The sequence below is a fragment of the Streptomyces sp. NPDC050423 genome, assembly GCF_040655445.1.
Lineage (GTDB): Bacteria > Actinomycetota > Actinomycetes > Streptomycetales > Streptomycetaceae > Streptomyces.
Map to the genome: position 1 here is coordinate 20,753 of NZ_JBFAJY010000055.1, position 15,511 is coordinate 36,263.

12 protein-coding genes and 1 pseudogene are annotated in these 15,511 nt (G+C 72.0%); 9 read left to right on the forward strand and 4 right to left on the reverse strand.

The features are described from left to right. The first annotated feature begins 139 nt into the window (after nt 1–139). The 8 genes from eccE to AB0I52_RS29980 all read left to right on the forward strand — a co-directional run bounded on the left by eccE (nt 140) and on the right by AB0I52_RS29980 (nt 11,648). Nucleotides 140–1,471, forward strand: coding sequence for a type VII secretion protein EccE (gene eccE, locus AB0I52_RS29945; RefSeq protein WP_363077888.1), 1,332 nt, complete (start codon nt 140–142; stop codon nt 1,469–1,471). Further along, nucleotides 1,471–2,193, forward strand: a complete 723-nt coding sequence (locus tag AB0I52_RS29950; RefSeq protein WP_363077890.1) for a hypothetical protein — start codon at nt 1,471–1,473, stop codon at nt 2,191–2,193. Before eccE ends, AB0I52_RS29950 begins: the two co-directional genes overlap by 1 nt. Before the next feature lie 317 nt (nt 2,194–2,510). Continuing rightward, entirely contained in the window at nt 2,511–5,393 is a 2,883-nt protein-coding gene (locus AB0I52_RS29955) for an SCO5717 family growth-regulating ATPase (protein WP_363077892.1), read from the forward strand. A 197-nt stretch (nt 5,394–5,590) separates the two neighbouring features. Further along, nucleotides 5,591–7,465, forward strand: coding sequence for an ABC transporter substrate-binding protein (locus AB0I52_RS29960; RefSeq protein ID WP_363077894.1), 1,875 nt, complete (start codon nt 5,591–5,593; stop codon nt 7,463–7,465). 118 nt (nt 7,466–7,583) lie between these two features. After that, nucleotides 7,584–8,666 carry an ABC transporter permease gene (locus AB0I52_RS29965; protein WP_363077896.1) on the forward strand — a complete coding sequence of 361 codons (1,083 nt, stop codon included), beginning with the start codon at nt 7,584–7,586 and terminating at the stop codon, nt 8,664–8,666. A gap of 116 nt (nt 8,667–8,782) precedes the next feature. After that, nucleotides 8,783–9,631, forward strand: a complete 849-nt coding sequence (locus AB0I52_RS29970; RefSeq protein ID WP_363077912.1) for an ABC transporter permease — start codon at nt 8,783–8,785, stop codon at nt 9,629–9,631. Continuing rightward, on the forward strand, nt 9,628–10,656 hold the full coding sequence (locus AB0I52_RS29975) for an ABC transporter ATP-binding protein (protein WP_363077898.1): 1,029 nt from the start codon (nt 9,628–9,630) through the stop codon (nt 10,654–10,656). Before AB0I52_RS29970 ends, AB0I52_RS29975 begins: the two co-directional genes overlap by 4 nt. After that, the gene (locus AB0I52_RS29980; RefSeq protein WP_363077900.1) at nt 10,653–11,648 is read left to right on the forward strand and encodes an ABC transporter ATP-binding protein; all 996 of its coding nucleotides are present in this window, start codon (nt 10,653–10,655) and stop codon (nt 11,646–11,648) included. The genes AB0I52_RS29975 and AB0I52_RS29980 overlap by 4 nt, the downstream gene beginning before the upstream one ends. 55 nt (nt 11,649–11,703) lie before the next feature. Here AB0I52_RS29980 and AB0I52_RS29985 read toward each other — a convergent pair whose 3' ends face one another. Together AB0I52_RS29985 and AB0I52_RS29990 are read right to left on the reverse strand one after the other, a co-directional pair. Further along, nucleotides 11,704–12,813, reverse strand: a complete 1,110-nt coding sequence (locus AB0I52_RS29985) for an XdhC family protein (protein ID WP_363077902.1) — start codon at nt 12,811–12,813, stop codon at nt 11,704–11,706. A 98-nt stretch (nt 12,814–12,911) separates the two neighbouring features. Then, a complete protein-coding gene (locus tag AB0I52_RS29990) occupies nt 12,912–13,511 on the reverse strand; it encodes a MarR family transcriptional regulator (protein ID WP_363077904.1) in 600 nt (199 codons plus the stop codon). A gap of 232 nt (nt 13,512–13,743) precedes the next feature. On the opposite strand from AB0I52_RS29990, the gene AB0I52_RS29995 reads away from it, so the two are divergent. Continuing rightward, nucleotides 13,744–14,301, forward strand: a complete 558-nt coding sequence (locus tag AB0I52_RS29995; protein WP_363077906.1) for a molybdopterin cofactor-binding domain-containing protein — start codon at nt 13,744–13,746, stop codon at nt 14,299–14,301. Here AB0I52_RS29995 and AB0I52_RS30000 read toward each other — a convergent pair. Then, complete coding sequence (locus AB0I52_RS30000) at nt 14,193–15,146, reverse strand: bifunctional riboflavin kinase/FAD synthetase (protein ID WP_363077908.1); 954 nt, start codon at nt 15,144–15,146, stop codon at nt 14,193–14,195. The genes AB0I52_RS29995 and AB0I52_RS30000 overlap by 109 nt on opposite strands. A gap of 43 nt (nt 15,147–15,189) precedes the next feature. Then, nucleotides 15,190–15,405 (reverse strand): annotated as a pseudogene (locus AB0I52_RS30005) (hypothetical protein); the annotation flags it as partial. Between the last annotated feature and the right edge of the window lie 106 nt (nt 15,406–15,511).

Sequence of the window (15,511 nt, forward strand, 5' to 3'; positions counted from 1 at the left end):
CCGCCTGACCGGCCCCCTACTATGCCTGTCGCCGGTGGGGGCCCGCGGGCCGGGTAGGGTGATCCAGCCGCCGGAGCGGTCGGCGGAAGAGGCGTGGCACGGGTCGAGTTGGGCCCGGACGGACGGGGGGAATGCCGCGATGACGGCTTCCGCGACGCGGACACCACGGGCCGGGAACGCACCGCCTCCCGGAGCCCCCCGGGCCGGCGGTCCCCGCGGCGGTTCTGCCGGTGCTCCCGGCCGGCGCGGGCCGGGCGGCGCACGGCCGGGCGGACGAGCCGGACAGTTCGGACCGTTCCGATTGCAACAGCTCGTGCTGGTCGAGATCGCCGCCGCGCTGCTGCTGGGTGCCTGGGTCGCCGGCCCCCTGCTGCTGGCCCCCGCCGTGGTGGTGGCCGCGGCGCTGGTACTGCTGGCCGTCGTGCGCAGGCGCCGCCGTTCGCTTCCCGAGTGGCTGCGTACCGCTCTCGCGCTGCGCGCCCGTACCCGCAGGGCCGCGTCGACCCCGGTGCCCGCGGGCACCGGGCCGGGGATCGCGCCGGCCGTCGAGTGCGAACCGGCGCTGCGCACCTGCTCCTTCAGCGGCCGTGAGCGGCGGCCGGTCGGCATGATCGGCGACGGTACGTATCTGACGGCCGTACTCCGGATCGAGTCCGACGCCACCGCGCTGCGCCCTGACCGGTCCGCACGGCCGCTGCCGCTGCTGCTGGTCAAGGACGCGCTCGACGTCGACGGCATCCGGCTGGAGTCGGCGCAGATCGTGCAGCACACCCAGCCGGCTCCCGCCCCGCAGCTGCCGGAGCAGTCGGTCGCGGCACGCAACTACGCGCCTCTCCAGGCGCTGACGGGTGCCCCGGCGGTCCGCATCACCTGGATCGCGCTGAAGCTGGACCCGGAACTCTGCCCGGAGGCCGTACGGGCAAGGGGCGGCGGGCTCACCGGTGCGCAGAAATGCCTGGTCCGCGCGGTCGACCAGTTGTCCAGCAGGCTGACGGGGGCGGGGTTCGGCTCGACGGTGCTGACGGAGCAGGAGCTCCACTCGGCGATCGCCACCTCCGCCTGCGCCGGCCCGTCGGCCGGGGCGCGGGCCGACCGGTCGGGATCGCCCGCCCGCCGCACCCTGGAGACGTCGCGCACCTGGCGTTGCGACGACCGGCAGCACACCACGTACTGGGTGCGCCGCTGGCCGCGGTTCGGCGCGGGCGGTGCGCCGATGCCGCAGCTCGTCGCGCTGCTCACCTCGGTCCCGGCGCTGGCCACGACCTTCAGTCTCACGCTGGGACGCGGTGACCGCCAGGAGATCCCGATCGCCGGGCACATCCGGGTCACCGGCCGCGACGAGGAGGAACTGCGCTCCGCCCGCCACGAGTTGGAGCGCATCGCACGCGGGGTGAAGGCCTCGCTGGTGCGGCTCGACCGCGAACAGGTGCCCGGTGTCCTCGCCACACTTCCGCTCGGGGGTATCCGCTGATGTCCGTGATCGCACGCCGTCGCGGCCGGTTCGGCTTCGGGCCGGCCGGGCCGCTCCGGGTCCGGCACACCGTCCGCCTCGACCAACTGGTGTCACTGGCCCTGCCGGTCGGCGACGACGGCGTGGTGATCGGTGTGGACGGCGAGGGGCGCCCCGCCGTGATCGGCATCAACCGGCCCACCCCGTACGACGTCACGCTGATCGGCGGGCTGTGGACGGCGCAGGTGCTCGCGCTGCGGGCGGCGGCGACCGGTGCCCGGATCGTGGTCGAGACCGGGCGGGCCCAGGCCTGGACGAAGCTGGCGCAGGCCGCGGGCGGCGTTCCGCCGTGCATCTCGCTGCACGAGGTGGGGCGGGTGCCCGCGCAGGAAGCCTCGGCCGGCTCGCCGGTCGTCCTGGTGCGGGACTGCGGCATGAGACCACCGCAGGGGCGGGTGGTCTCCGGTCCGTGGCGGTCGACGGTGACGCTGCTGCCGTATCTGAGCCCGGTGGCGCCCGGTTTGATGGAGAAGGCGTCACTGGTCGGCGTTCAGCGGGTGTCCCCTGATGAAGCCGAGAGGATCGGGCGCCTCATGTGTCTGCCGCCCGGCGAGACCCGGACCCTGTCCACTCTCAAGGACGGGGTCACCCTCTGGTGCACGCGCCGGGACCGGCGGTTCGTGATGACCGAAGCGACCGATGCCGAATCGGGACTGCTGGGCAGCGCACGCCGGGTGGACTGAGGACGCGACGAGACGTGCGCGAAATGTTCGGGTTTCCCCGCGCGGATGTGCACGTTTGACCGCTTTCCGCTTCACTCCCTGCCGTACTCAGTCCACTTGGGGGCAGTACGTGACGTACGGGACGGTGGCCGCGGTGCCGTACGGCCTGCCGTACCCGGCCCGATGGCGATTAGGGTGGGTCCGGACGCGGCAGAAGAACCGGCGGACAGGCAATGCGCGTCCCAGGGGGAGAGCCGGGCGGTTCGCACCAGGTTCTGTCCGGACGGTCGCCCCCACCCACCACGGCACAAGGGTGCTCGACCACACCAGGAGGCAAAGTGAACGGCGATCGGGACGAGATGCGCGGGAGCTGGGACAAGCCCGTCGACGAGTCGACCGACGCGGAGCCCGCCGAGATGACGGGTGAGTTCACCATCGACTACACCCCGCCCGCCTGGTACACGCAGAATACGCCGGGCGACTCCTCGGGCGGCGCCGGAACACACCTGGCCCCGCCCCCGCCGCCCAGCGGCGCACCGGTGTCCGCACCCGGGCTGCCGGCCGGCGGCGGTTTCGAACCCAGCTGGACCCCGGCCCCGCCCGCCCCGGCGCCCGGTCCCCCCGTGCCGCCGGTCCAGCCGGCTGCCGCCGATCCGTTCGGGAGCGGCGATGTGGAGAGCGGCGCGACCATGCGGTTCTCGTCCGCCGCGCTGAAGCGGGAGATCGCCGATCGCGAGGCAGCCGCGGAGAGCGAGGCCGGGAGCGGAGACGGGAGCAGTGGTGCCGACGACGACGCATCGGCTGCCGATACCGTCGCCAATACGATCGACGCGGACGCGGACGCGACTGACGTCGGTACGGACACGGATGCCGGGCAGGATCTGACCACCGGTCTGTCCACCGGTCTGACCACCGGGGAGAGCGACGGGGCCGGCTCGGTGCCGTCCGATTCGGCCCTGTCCGATTCGGTTCCGTCCGATTCGGTTCCGTCCGATTCGGTTCCGTCCGATTCGGTTCCGTCCGATTCGGTTCCGTCCGATTCGGCCCTGTCCGATTCGGTTCCGTCCGATTCGGTTCCGTCGTCCGACGCCGCGTCGGCGGAGTCCGACGAGGTCGCCGACGACGCCGCGGCCGACGCGACGGGCGGCGCCGACTCCGACAGCACCCCGCAGGCCGAGGAGCCCGCCGGCTCCGTGCCCTCGGACGCCGTCACGGACGCGGCACCCCACGCGCCGTCCGCCGCCGCACCGCAGGACACCGCGCCCGCACCCTGGGCACCGGCGCCGCCGCAGGGCGGACTGCCGCCGCTGCCGCCCGCCTTCCAGCCCGCCGCGCCCCAGCCCGCCGCGCCCCAGCCGGCGTCGCAGTGGCCGGGACCGCCCCCGGCGAACGGTGCACCGGGCGGCGGCTACGGGTTCCCGCAGACTCCGGCAGCCGCGCCGGCCCCGGCGCCCCAGGCACCCGAGGCCCCCGCATTCCCGCAGCAGCCCCAGCCGCCCGCGCCCGCACCGCAGGCGGGCTACGGCTTCCCCCAGCAGCCCCCGGCGCCGCAGCAGGCTCTGCCAGGAGCCCCGCTCCCGGCGCAGTACCCGCAGCAGCCCGCCCCTCATACGCCTCAGCAGCCCCCGGCGCCGCAGTGGCCCGCGCAGCAGCCGGGCGCGGCGCTGCCTCCGCCCGGGGCTCAGCCGCAGCAGCAGAGCGGTTACGGCTTCCCCCAGGGTGACCGGCCGTCGGCCGGGAGCACCCCGAACCTGCCCGCGCAGATCACCCCGCAGCAGCCGGGCCAGCAGCAGCAGTACCAGCAACTCCCGCCGCAGGGGCCGCCCGTCGACCCGCGCGCCGGAGCCGCCTGGCCCAACCCCGTCGCCCACGACCAGCGCGAGCGTTCGGTGCAGGGTGCCCCGCTGGGTTACACGGCCGCCGTGGAGCTCTCGTCCGACCGGCTGGTCCGGGGCAAGCAGAAGGCGAAGAGCAGCCGCGGGCCGTCCGCCGCCTCCCGCTTCAGGCTCGGCGGCAAGAAGGACGAGATCGAGCGTCAGCGCAAGCTCGAACTGATCCGCACCCCGGTCCTCTCCTGCTACCGGATCGCGGTGATCAGCCTGAAGGGCGGCGTGGGCAAGACCACGACGACCACCGCGCTCGGCTCCACCCTGGCCACCGAGCGGCAGGACAAGATCCTCGCCATCGACGCCAACCCGGACGCCGGCACGCTGGGCCGCCGGGTCCGGCGGGAGACCGGGGCGACCATCCGCGACCTGGTCCACGCGATCCCGCACCTCAACTCGTACATGGACATCCGCCGGTTCACCTCGCAGGCGCCCTCCGGTCTGGAGATCATCGCCAACGACGTGGACCCGGCCGTCTCGACCACGTTCAACGACGAGGACTACCGGCGCGCGATCGAGGTGCTGGGCAAGCAGTACCCGATCATCCTCACCGACTCCGGCACCGGTCTCCTCTACAGCGCGATGCGCGGTGTGCTGGACCTCGCCGACCAGCTGATCATCATCTCCACGCCTTCGGTCGACGGTGCGTCAAGCGCCTCCACCACGCTGGACTGGCTGTCGGCGCACGGCTATGCCGATCTGGTGCAGCGGTCCCTCACCGTGATCTCCGGGGTGCGCGAGACCGGAAAGATGATCAAGGTCGACGACATCGTGCAGCACTTCGAGACGCGCTGCCGGGGCGTGGTCGTCGTACCGTTCGACGAGCATCTGTCGGCCGGTGCCGAGGTCGACCTCGACATGATGCGTCCGAAGACGCGGGACGCGTACTTCCACCTCTCCGCCCTCGTCGCCGAGGACTTCGCACGCGCCCAGCAGCAGCAAGGGCTGTGGACGGCGGACGGCAGCAACCAGCCGCCGCAGTACGCCCCGCCGATGCCCGGTAACCAGGTCCCGGCACAGCAGCCCTACGCACCCCAGCAGCCGGGCCAGCCGTATCCGCCGCAGCAGCCGTACGGTGGCCAGCAGCCGCAGCAGCCCTATCCCCCGCAGCCGGGCCCCGGCGCCGGCCAGGGCTGGCAGCAGTCGCCGCCCTCGCAGGCCCGGTCGGCCGCCGACCCGGCCGGCCCGCCGCCCCAGCAACAGCAGCCGCAGCCGCAGTACGGCGGACAGCCTGGTCAGCCGGGGCAGCCCGCCCTTCCCGAACTACAGGGCCCCGTGCCGCCGGCAGGGTGGCAGCAGCAGCCTCCGCAGCCACCGCCAGCGCCTCAGCAGTAAGGCGTCAGAGGTCTGAACCAATGAGGGTCCGCATCGTCTCCGGGATGCGGACCCTCTGCGCATTCCCGCAGCCCACACGCCGTTTCGATGACCGTTGACGCGACTCGACCACCGCTGATAAACCTTCGCTTCACCAGCTGGCGATCCACAGATCAACCCGCCTTCTCCGTGCGAGTCCTGACGCGAGGTCCCTGACCATGGTCGAAAGAGTTCCACCACACGCCGCCCAGCCACGCTCACGTCTGCGTGTCCTCCTGGCCGCCGGTGCCGCTGCCCTCGGGCTCGCGGCCGCGTCCGTCGTTCCGGGGGTGCCCCTCGGGGCCGCCGCGCCCCAGCAGGCGCAGGCCGCCGACAGCGGCAAGTCGACCCTGACCGTCGCGGTGGCGCAGAGCGTCGACTCACTGAGCCCGTTCCTCGCCCAGAAGCTGATGAGCACCAGCCTCTCCCGGCTCATGTACGACTTCCTGACGAACTACGACGCCAAGGACAACCACGCGATCCCGGGGCTCGCCACCGAGTGGAAGGCCTCCGCGGACAAGCTGACGTGGACGTACACCATTCGGTCCGACTCCAAGTGGTCCGACGGTCAGCAGGCCACCGCCGAGGACGCGGCCTGGACGTTCAACAAGATCATGACCGACGAGGGCGCCGCCCAGGCCAACGGCAGCTTCGTCACCAACTTCAAGAAGGTGACGGCTCCCAGCCCCACGAAGCTGGTCATCGAGCTGAAGGAACCGCAGGCCACCATGGCCGCGCTCGATGTCCCGATCGTCCCCAAGCACGTCTGGGACAAGGTCGGGGACTTCTCGAAGTTCAACAACGACACGAAGTTCCCGGTCGTGGGCAACGGGCCCTTCATCCTGACCGACTACAAGGTCGACCAGTATGCGAAGCTCAAGGCCAACAAGGACTTCTGGCGCGGTTCGCCCAAGTTCGACGAGGTGGTCTTCAAGACCTACAAGGACCAGGACGCCGCGGTCGCCGCGCTCCGTAAGGGTGAGGTCTCCTTCGTCGCCGGCTCGCCCGCGCTGACCCCTGCCCAGGCCGACTCGCTCAAGGGCGAGAAGAACGTCAAGGTCAACGAGGGTCCGGGCCGCCGGTTCTTCGCCCTGGCCACCAACCCCGGCGCGCAGACCAAGGACGGCAAGAAGTTCGGCAACGGCAACAAGGCCCTGCTCGACCTGAAGGTCCGCCAGGCGCTCTTCCTGTCCATCGACCGCGAGACGCTCATCGACAAGGTCTTCCAGGGCCATGCCGTCAACGGCGCGGGCTACATCCCGCCGCGCTTCCCGGCGTACAAGTGGGAGCCGTCCGCGAGTCAGAGCCTGAGCTACGACCCGGCGAAGGCGGCCGAGCTGCTGGACCAGGCGGGCTACGAGCTCAAGGGCGACCAGCGCGTCGGCAAGGACGGCAAGCCGCTCGACCTGCGCATCCTCTGCCACGCCACGGACCCGAACGACAAGGCGATCGGCAAGTACCTCAAGGAGTGGTGGGGCAAGCTCGGCATCGGCCTCAAGGTCGACTGCCTCGACGACGTCTCCGTGCCCTGGTACGCGGGTGAGTACGACCTCGCCTTCGACGGCTGGTCCGTCAACCCCGACCCGGACTTCGTCCTCGGCATCCACACCTGCGCCGCCCTGCCGACCAAGGCCAAGGAGAGCGCGTCCACGGACAACTTCATCTGCGACAAGACGTACGACGAGCTGTACAAGAAGCAGCTCGCCGAGTACGACCCGGCCAAGCGGGCGGACATCGTCAACCAGATGCAGTCCTGGCTCTACGACTCCGGGTACATGAACGTCATCGCGTACCCGAACGCGGTCGAGGCCTACCGCACCGACCAGATCAAGTCGATCACGACCATGCCCGAGGCGGCCGGCAACATCTACGGCCAGGACGGGTACTGGAGCTGGTGGTCGGCGGAACCCGCGGGCAGCGCCGCTTCGGACAGCGACAGTAGTTCCGGCTCCACCGGGATCGTCATCGGCATCGTGGTGGTCGTGGTGGTCCTTGCGGGTGGCGGATTCCTCCTCATGAGGCGCCGTCGCACCACCGCGGACGACCGGGAGTAGTTCCATGGACCGCGGGTGATTTCCGCGGACGGGACGAGAGAGAGCGGCGGCGCGGGCCCGAGCAGTCCGGCCCCGCCGCCGGTCCCTCTACGGGCAGCACGAGTAACGAGAGTTCCCCATGACAGCTGACAGCACTCCGGCGCTCGTGAAACAGGCGGATGCGGATACGGACGGCCCGGCTCCGGCCGGTCCGCCGGCCGCCCGCGGCCCACGGGCGCGCAACACCAAGGCCTACCTCACGTACGTGGCCGCCAAGATCGCCGGCGCGGTCGTCTCGCTGTTCGCCGTACTGGTCACCAGCTTCTTCCTCTTCCGGCTCATCCCCAGCGACCCGGTGAAGCAGATGACGGGCGGCCGCCGCGTCTCGGCCGAGCAGCTCCAGTCGCTGCGTCATCAGTTCGGCCTCGACCAGCCGATGTGGCAGCAGTTCACCGGCTACGTGGGCGACGCGCTCACCGGCGACTTCGGCACCTCGTTCCAGTTCCACGCCCCGGTGATGGACAAGATCGTCGAGGCGCTTCCGGCGACGCTGCTGCTCACCGGCACGGCGTACGTCCTCTACAGCGCGCTCGGCATCTGGCTGGGCACCCGTACCGCCTGGCGCAACGGCTCCAGGAGCGACCGGTTCAACACCGCGCTCGCGCTCACGCTCTACTCGGTGCCGTCGTTCTGGCTCGGGCTGCTCCTGATCATCGTCTTCTCGGTGGGAGTCGGGCCGATTCCCGGCATGTTCCCGACCGGCGGTCTGGAGTCGGGCAACGAGACCGGCTTCGCGTACGTCCTCGATGTCGCGCACCACATGGTGCTCCCGGTGATCACCCTGGTCGCGGTCGGCTACGCGCAGACGCTCCTGGTGATGCGCTCCTCGCTGCTCGACGAGATGGGCAGCGACTACCTGACGACGGCCCGTGCGAAGGGGCTGCGCGACGACGCGGTGCGCCGCAAGCACGCCGTGCCCAACGCGATGCTGCCGACCTTCACGCTGATGTTCGTCAACCTGGGGCATGTGGTCGCCGGACAGATCCTGGTCGAGACCGTGTTCTCCTGGCCGGGTCTGGGCGGGCTCTTCTACCAGGGGCTCAGCGTCCCTGACCTGCCACTCGTCCAAGGGCTGTTCTTCGTCTTCGCCACCGCGGTGATCCTGGCGAACACCCTCGCCGATGTGCTGTATCCGCTGCTCGATCCCCGGGTGGGCCGATGACGACCGAATCCATGCCGGCCTCCACCCCCGAGGCCGAGAAGCCGACGCCCGAGGAGCCCGGGACCGCGGCGGCCAAGAGCCCGCGCGCGCTGGCGCGGGCCCGCAAGCGGCGTTCCATGTCCCGCTTCTGGCGCGAGTACCGCCGGCACCCGGGCGGCCTGTGGGGGCTGGCCGGGCTGATCCTGATCGGGCTGATCGCCCTGTTCGCACCGGTCCTGGTCGGCGCCGACTCGCAGAGCGTCACCTCCGCCCCGGGCGGTGCGCTGGAGGCGCCGAGCGGTGATTTCCCGCTCGGCACGGACCAGTTCGGACGCAGCGTGCTCGCGCTGCTGGTGTGGGGCGCGCGCGTCTCGCTCACGGTGGGACTGCTCGCCGCCTTCCTGTGCGTCGCCATCGGTACGGTCGTCGGCATCCTCGCGGGCCACTTCCGCGGCTGGTACTCGACGGTCCTGATGCGGGTCACCGACTGGTTCCTGGTGATGCCGACGCTGGTCCTGGCCATCGCGCTGGCCACCGTGATGGACCGCTCCCTGTGGACGGTCATCATCGCGATCGGCGTCACCACCTGGCCGACGACGGCCCGCCTGGTGCGGGCGCAGACGCTCGCCGTGGAGTCCCGCCCCTACATCGAGCGGGCCCGTGCGCTGGGCGGCGGACACGGTCACATCATGACCCGGCACGTCCTGCCGAACGTGATGCCCTTGGTGCTCGCCCAGACCACGCTGGTGATCTCCAGCGCGATCCTGACCGAAGCCACCCTGGCCTTCCTCGGCCTCGGCGACCCGACCATCACCTCGTGGGGCGGCATGCTCCAGGACGCGCGCGAGGCCGGCGCCGTGAGTGCGGGCGACTGGTGGTACCTGGCGCCGCCCGGTATCGCCATCGCCCTGGTGGCGCTGGCGTTCACGCTGTGCGGCCGCGCCATCGAGTCCGTCCTCAATCCCAAGCTGGGGGTGGCCCGTTGAACACGAGAGACGTCCACAGGACGCCGCTGCTCCAGGTACGCGATCTGACGGTGACGTACGCCGGCGGGGCCCAGGCGGTCCGCGGGGTGAACCTGGAGGTCGACGCGGGCCAGAAGCTCGGCATCGCCGGGGAGTCGGGCTGCGGGAAGTCGACGCTGGCGCTCGCGCTGCTGCGTCTGCTGCCGGCGGGCACGAAGGTCTCCGGCGAGATCCTGCTGAACGGTGAGGACGTCCTCACCATGAAGTGGGGCCAGGTCCGGGCGGTGCGCTGGGCCGGTGCCTCGATCGTCTTCCAGGGCGCGATGCACTCGCTCAACGCGGTGCACCGCATCGGGGACCAGATCGCGGAGCCGATCGTGCTGCACCGCAGGACGTCCCAGGCCGCCGCGCGCAAGAGGGCCGGCGAACTGCTGGAACAGGTGGGGCTGCCCGCCGCCCGTGCGGACGCCTATCCGCACGAGCTCTCCGGCGGGCAGCGCCAGCGCGTGATGATCGCGATGGCGCTCGCCTGCGATCCTGGGCTGATCATCGCCGACGAGCCGACGACGGCCCTCGATGTGATGATCCAGGCCCAGATCCTGCGTCTGATCGAGCAGTTGGTATCCGAGCAGGACCTCGGGCTCATCATGATCAGCCATGACCTGGCGGTGCTCTCGGACACCTGCGACCGGCTCGCGGTGATGTACGCGGGACGGGTCGTCGAGCAGGGCCCCGCGTCCGAGGTCTACGAGAGCGCGACCCACCCGTACGGCAAGGCCCTTTCGGGCGCCTTCCCGCGCATCGGGGACCCGGCCTCCCGGTTCGCCCCCCGCGGGCTGCCGGGCGATCCGCCCGACCCGTCGGCGCTGCCGGCCGGCTGCACGTTCCACCCGCGCTGTCCGGTGGCCCTGGACTCCTGCGCCACGCAGGACCAGGAGCTGCGGGACTCCGGGCCCGGACGGCAGGCCGCCTGTGTGCTGGTGGGCCCGGAGGGGGCGCCCGCCCCGGCCCTGCCGGGCGCCGAGGAAGCAAGGAGCACCACATGACCACCACCACGGATCTGCTCAGCGCGCAGGCGCTGCGGGTCACCTTTCCCGGCCGGCACGGCGCCGGCCCCGCGCGGGCCGTCGACGGGGTCGACCTGGACATCAGGCCGGGCGAGATCGTCGCCCTGGTCGGCGAGTCCGGGTGCGGCAAGACGACGCTGGCCCGTTCGCTGCTGGGCCTGGTCCCGCCGACCTCCGGCCGGATCACCTTCGGCGGCAAGCCGCTCGACTACGGCAGCCGTGCGCTGAAGACGTACCGCAAGCGCGTCCAACTGGTGCTCCAGGACCCCAGCGGCTCGCTGAACCCGCGCCACACGGTGTACGACGCCGTGGCCGAGGGCCTGCGGATCCACCGGTACGGCGGCGACGAGCGGGCGGCGGTGACCGACGCCCTGTCGCGGGCGGGCCTCCGGCCCCCGGAGCGGTTCTTCCTGCGCTACCCGCACGAGCTGTCGGGCGGTCAGCGCCAGCGCGTCGTGATCGCGGGCGCCCTGGTGCTGGAGCCCGAACTCATCGTGGCCGACGAGCCGGTGGCCTCGCTGGACGCCTCGGTGCGCGGCGAGATCCTGGCGCTGCTGCTGCGGCTGAGGGACGAACTGGGCCTGTCCGCGCTGGTCGTCACGCACGATCTCGGTCTGGCGTGGAACATCGCGGACCGGGTGGCGGTGATGTACCTCGGCCGGATCGTGGAGACCGGTGACGTCGAGCAGATCCTCACGGCTCCGCGGCATCCGTACACCCAGGCGCTGCTGTCGGTACTGCCGGAGGCGGAGGGCGATCCGGTGGTGCTCACCGGTGAGCCGCCGGACCCGTCGAAGGTGCCGTCCGGCTGCCGATTCCATGTGCGCTGCCAGGTTCTGGCCTCCGGCGGGGCGGAGCGCGCGGGCGTCGCGGACGCGTGCCGTACGGAGGATCTGCCGGTGCTGGCGGGGGGCGGCCAGACGCAGGTGGCGTGCCACTGGGCCAATGCCGCGGCGGAGACGCCGGCCTAGTCTTTCGCCGGGCGGTGGCGGGCGGGACCGGGGGTTCCGGACCCGCCCGCCACCGCTACTCCTGCTGCTGGTGGTGGATCGCGCCCGTCAGTTCGCCGAGCGGCCGCCCCGTGCCGCCCCAGCGGTGCTGGATGATCTCCGCGGCGATCGAGACGGCCGTCTCCTCCGGGGTGCGGGCGCCGAGGTCGAGCCCGACGGGGGAGGCGAGCCGCGCGAGGGCCGCCTCGTCGACGCCTTCGGCCCGCAGCCGTGCGATGCGGTCGAGATGGGTGCGCCGGCTCCCCATCACACCGATGTACGCGGCCGGTGTGCGCAACGCGGCGACCAGCAGCGGGACGTCGAACTTCGGGTCGTGCGTCAGGACGCAGACGACCGTGCGCCCGTCGATCTCCGTGTCCGACAGATAGGTGTGCGGCCAGGCGCAGACGACCTCGTCGGCGGTGGGAAACCGCTCACGGGTCGCGAAGGCCGGACGGGCGTCGCAGACGGTGACCCGGTACCCGAGGAACGAACCGATGCGCGCGGTCGCGGCGGCGTGATCGATGGCGCCGAAGACGAGCATGCGGGGCGGTGGCGCGTACGTCTGGACGAAGACGGACACGTCCTGCATCCGGCGCTCTCCGCGCGCCCCGTACCACTGTCTGCCGGTCACCCCCTGGGCGAGCAGGCCCACGGCGTCATCGGTGACGGCCGCGTCGAGCCCCTCGTTGCCGAGCGAACCCTGCGCGCCGCCGGCCCGGACCACCAGCCGGGCACCGGCCGCCGAGGCGCCCGGCAGGACGGTGGCCACGGCGACGGGTTCTCCGGCCGCGATCGAGTCCGTGACGCCCCTGAGCCATGCGCGGTCGGCCGCCGCGGCGAACGGCGCGACCAGGACGTCGATCGTGCCGCCGCAGGTCAGCCCGACACCGAACGCCTCGTCGTCGCTGATCCCGTACGACTGGAGCTGTGCGCTGCCCGTGGCGAGCACCTCGCCGGCCACCTCGTACACCGCGCCCTCGACACAGCCGCCGGACACGCTTCCCGCCACCGCTCCGCCGGCGGTCACCGCCATCACCGCGCCGGGGGCGCGCGGCGCGCTGCCCCGGACGGAGACGACCGTCGCCAGGGCGAAGGGGGTGCCGGCGTCGTCCCAGGCACGCAATTCCGTCAGCAGCTCTCGCATGGCAGCGATCTCCTCCGGCCCGGTCCGCCCTGCCCTGATGGGGCACACCTTACGACCTGGTGCGCGATAGGGAGCGGATCAGGTCGTTGGACGAAGTCTCAGTGCTGAGATTCTGAGTGCTCAGGCTGGGGTGCCCGTGCGCGCGGCACGGACGCGCCGAGCGCGGCCCGGTCCGGCGGCGTCTGTCCGGCCGTCTCCAGCGAGCGTTCCAGCTTGCCGAGCAGCCGGCCGAGCCGGCGCCGCTCCTCCTCGCTCAGCTCGGCGAGCATCCGTTCCTCGTTGGCGAAGTGGGCGGCGGCGACCACCTCGGCGATCTCGACGCCTCGTGCGGTGAGCCGGGCGTACACGATTCTGCGGTCCCCGGCATCGCGCTCCCGGGTCACCAGCCCGGCCTTCTCCAGCCGGTCGAGCCGCAGCGTGATGCCGCCCGTGGTGACCAGGGCGGTGTCCGCGAGCTGCCCGGCGGTCTGCCGGTAGGGCGGCCCCGACCTGCGCAGAGCCGCCAGGACATCGAAGGAGGCCATGTTCAGGTCGAAGCATTCGAAGAGGTCGGACAGCAGTCCCTGGTATCGCAGGAAGCTGCGGTGGAGGCGGCCGAGCACCTCCATCGGCGAGGCGTCGAGCGTGGGCAGCTCCCGCTTCCACTGCTCCAGGACGAGGTCGACCGCATCGGGGCGGCCGGAAGCTCTACGAGTCATGTGCGATGGGAGGACGGCGTGGCGCCGCGGCCCCGCGCCTCCTTCCGGGAACACCGCTCACGGCGCGGCGGTGAGGCAGTCACGATACAACCGATGGCTCTCCCGCGGCCCTTGTGGCGGCAATCCCTTAGCTGCTAGAAATCTGAGCATTAGCTATTTCAGCAATTAGATAACTCTCGGTGTTCGCACGGAGGCGGGCGCCGAGGTCGAGGTGGACCCGGAGACCGGGAAGGTGACGGTACTTCAGCTGGTCGCCGGCGGTGACGTCGGCCGCGCGGTCAACAAGCTGCTCTGCCGGGGCCAGGACGAGGGCGCCGCGCTGATGGGTCTGGCACAGGCCCTGTTCGAGGAGATGAGGTACGAGGACGGGGTGCTGCTGAACGGCGAGGCCCTGGACTACCGGGTACCGATGGCCGAGGATCTGCCCGCCCGCTTCGTCTCGATCACACAGGAACAGGGGCACGGGCCGGGGCCGTTCGGGGCGAAGGGGGCGGGCGAGGGCGCCATGGTCCCCGTGGCGGCGGCCGTCGCCAACGCAGTGCACGACGCGGCGGGCGCCCGTGACCACCCTGCCGCTGCCCCCGGAGCGGGTGTTCGACGCCTTGCGGGCGCGGCGATCGCGCTGATCCCCGGAGAAACAGCGGCTGCTCCCCCAACCCGGGCACGGCAGGGGCGCGGGGATCAGCCCTGGTCGTACGCGGAGATCAGCTCGCTGCACCGCTTCACATCGGCGGCCATCGCCACGAGGAGCTCATCGATCGAGTCGAACTTCAGCATCCCCCGTACATAGGCGAGGAAGTCCACGGAGACGTGCAGCCCGTACAGATCGAGGCCGACCCGGTCGATCGCGTACGCCTCCACCGTCCGCTCGGTGCCGTCGAACTGCGGGTTCGTGCCGACCGAGATCGCGGCGGGCATCGCCTCGCCGTTCACGTTCAGCCAGCCCGCGTACACCCCGTCGGCGGGGATCGCGGTGTGCGGCAGGGTCTCCACGTTCGCGGTGGGGAAGCCGAGCTCGCGTCCGCGCTGCGCACCGCGGACGACGACGCCCTCGACGCGGTGCGGGCGGCCCAGGATCTCGGCGGCGCCGGCCATGTCACCCTCGGCGACCAGGCGCCGGGTGAGGGTGGAGGAGAACGGCTCGCCGCCGCCCGCCTCGCCGCGCACCCGCAGATCGATGACCTCGACCCGGTAGTCGTACGTACCGCCGTACTCGGTGAGCAGGTGCACGTTCCCGGCGGCCTTGTGGCCGAAACGGAAGTTGGGGCCCTCGATGACCAGCCGCGCGTGGAGCTTGTCGACGAGCACCTTCACGATGAAGTCGGCCGGGGCGAGCTTCGAGAACTCGGTGGTGAACGGCAGGATCAGCAGCGCGTCCACGCCGAGGCCGGCCATCAGTTCGGCGCGGCGGTGGTGCGGGGCGAGCAGCGGCGGATGACTGCCGGGCCGGACGACCTCGCTGGGGTGCGGGTCGAAGGTCACGACGACCGACGGCACGCCCAGCTCACGGGCCCGCTCGACGGTCCGGCCGATGATCAGCTGGTGTCCGCGGTGCACCCCGTCGTAGGAACCGATGGTGACGACGCTGCGTCCCCAGTCCTGGGGGATGTCCTCCAAGCCACGCCAGCGCTGCACTCTCACCGCTCCTCGCCCGAACCTGTGTACGTGGGTCTGTCTCTTACGCAGGTCTAAGACTGCCATGCTCACGCCCTGCGGCCTGCATCGGCATGGGCATCGGGCCTCCTGGGACAGCCCCGAGGGCCTCCACCGTCCGCCGCGCGCTGGGGCCGACGACCGCCGCCCACTCCTGGGGGGCGTCCGCCAGCCACCCGGTGACCAGGGCGGCGAATCCGGGCACGTCACGGGCCAGTTCGACCAGCCGGCGGTCGAACCGGCCGGGGCCGGCGGGGGGGGGGGCGGGGGCGACACCCCCGGGGGGGGGCCGGGGGCGGGGGGGGGGGCGGCCCCGGCCCCCCCCGCCCGCCCCGCCGCCGGCGGGG

What these genes read in the sequence shown, in the direction of transcription:
- eccE (WP_363077888.1), top strand. Translation starts at nt 140, where the DNA reads ATGACGGCTTCCGCGACGCGGACACCACGGGCCGGGAACGCACCGCCT.
- AB0I52_RS29950 (WP_363077890.1), top strand. Translation starts at nt 1,471, where the DNA reads ATGTCCGTGATCGCACGCCGTCGCGGCCGGTTCGGCTTCGGGCCGGCC.
- AB0I52_RS29960 (WP_363077894.1), top strand. Translation starts at nt 5,591, where the DNA reads ATGGTCGAAAGAGTTCCACCACACGCCGCCCAGCCACGCTCACGTCTG.
- AB0I52_RS29965 (WP_363077896.1), top strand. Translation starts at nt 7,584, where the DNA reads ATGACAGCTGACAGCACTCCGGCGCTCGTGAAACAGGCGGATGCGGAT.
- AB0I52_RS29970 (WP_363077912.1), top strand. Translation starts at nt 8,783, where the DNA reads ATGTCCCGCTTCTGGCGCGAGTACCGCCGGCACCCGGGCGGCCTGTGG.
- AB0I52_RS29980 (WP_363077900.1), top strand. Translation starts at nt 10,653, where the DNA reads ATGACCACCACCACGGATCTGCTCAGCGCGCAGGCGCTGCGGGTCACC.
- AB0I52_RS29985 (WP_363077902.1), bottom strand. Translation starts at nt 12,813, where the DNA reads ATGCGAGAGCTGCTGACGGAATTGCGTGCCTGGGACGACGCCGGCACC.
- AB0I52_RS29990 (WP_363077904.1), bottom strand. Translation starts at nt 13,511, where the DNA reads ATGACTCGTAGAGCTTCCGGCCGCCCCGATGCGGTCGACCTCGTCCTG.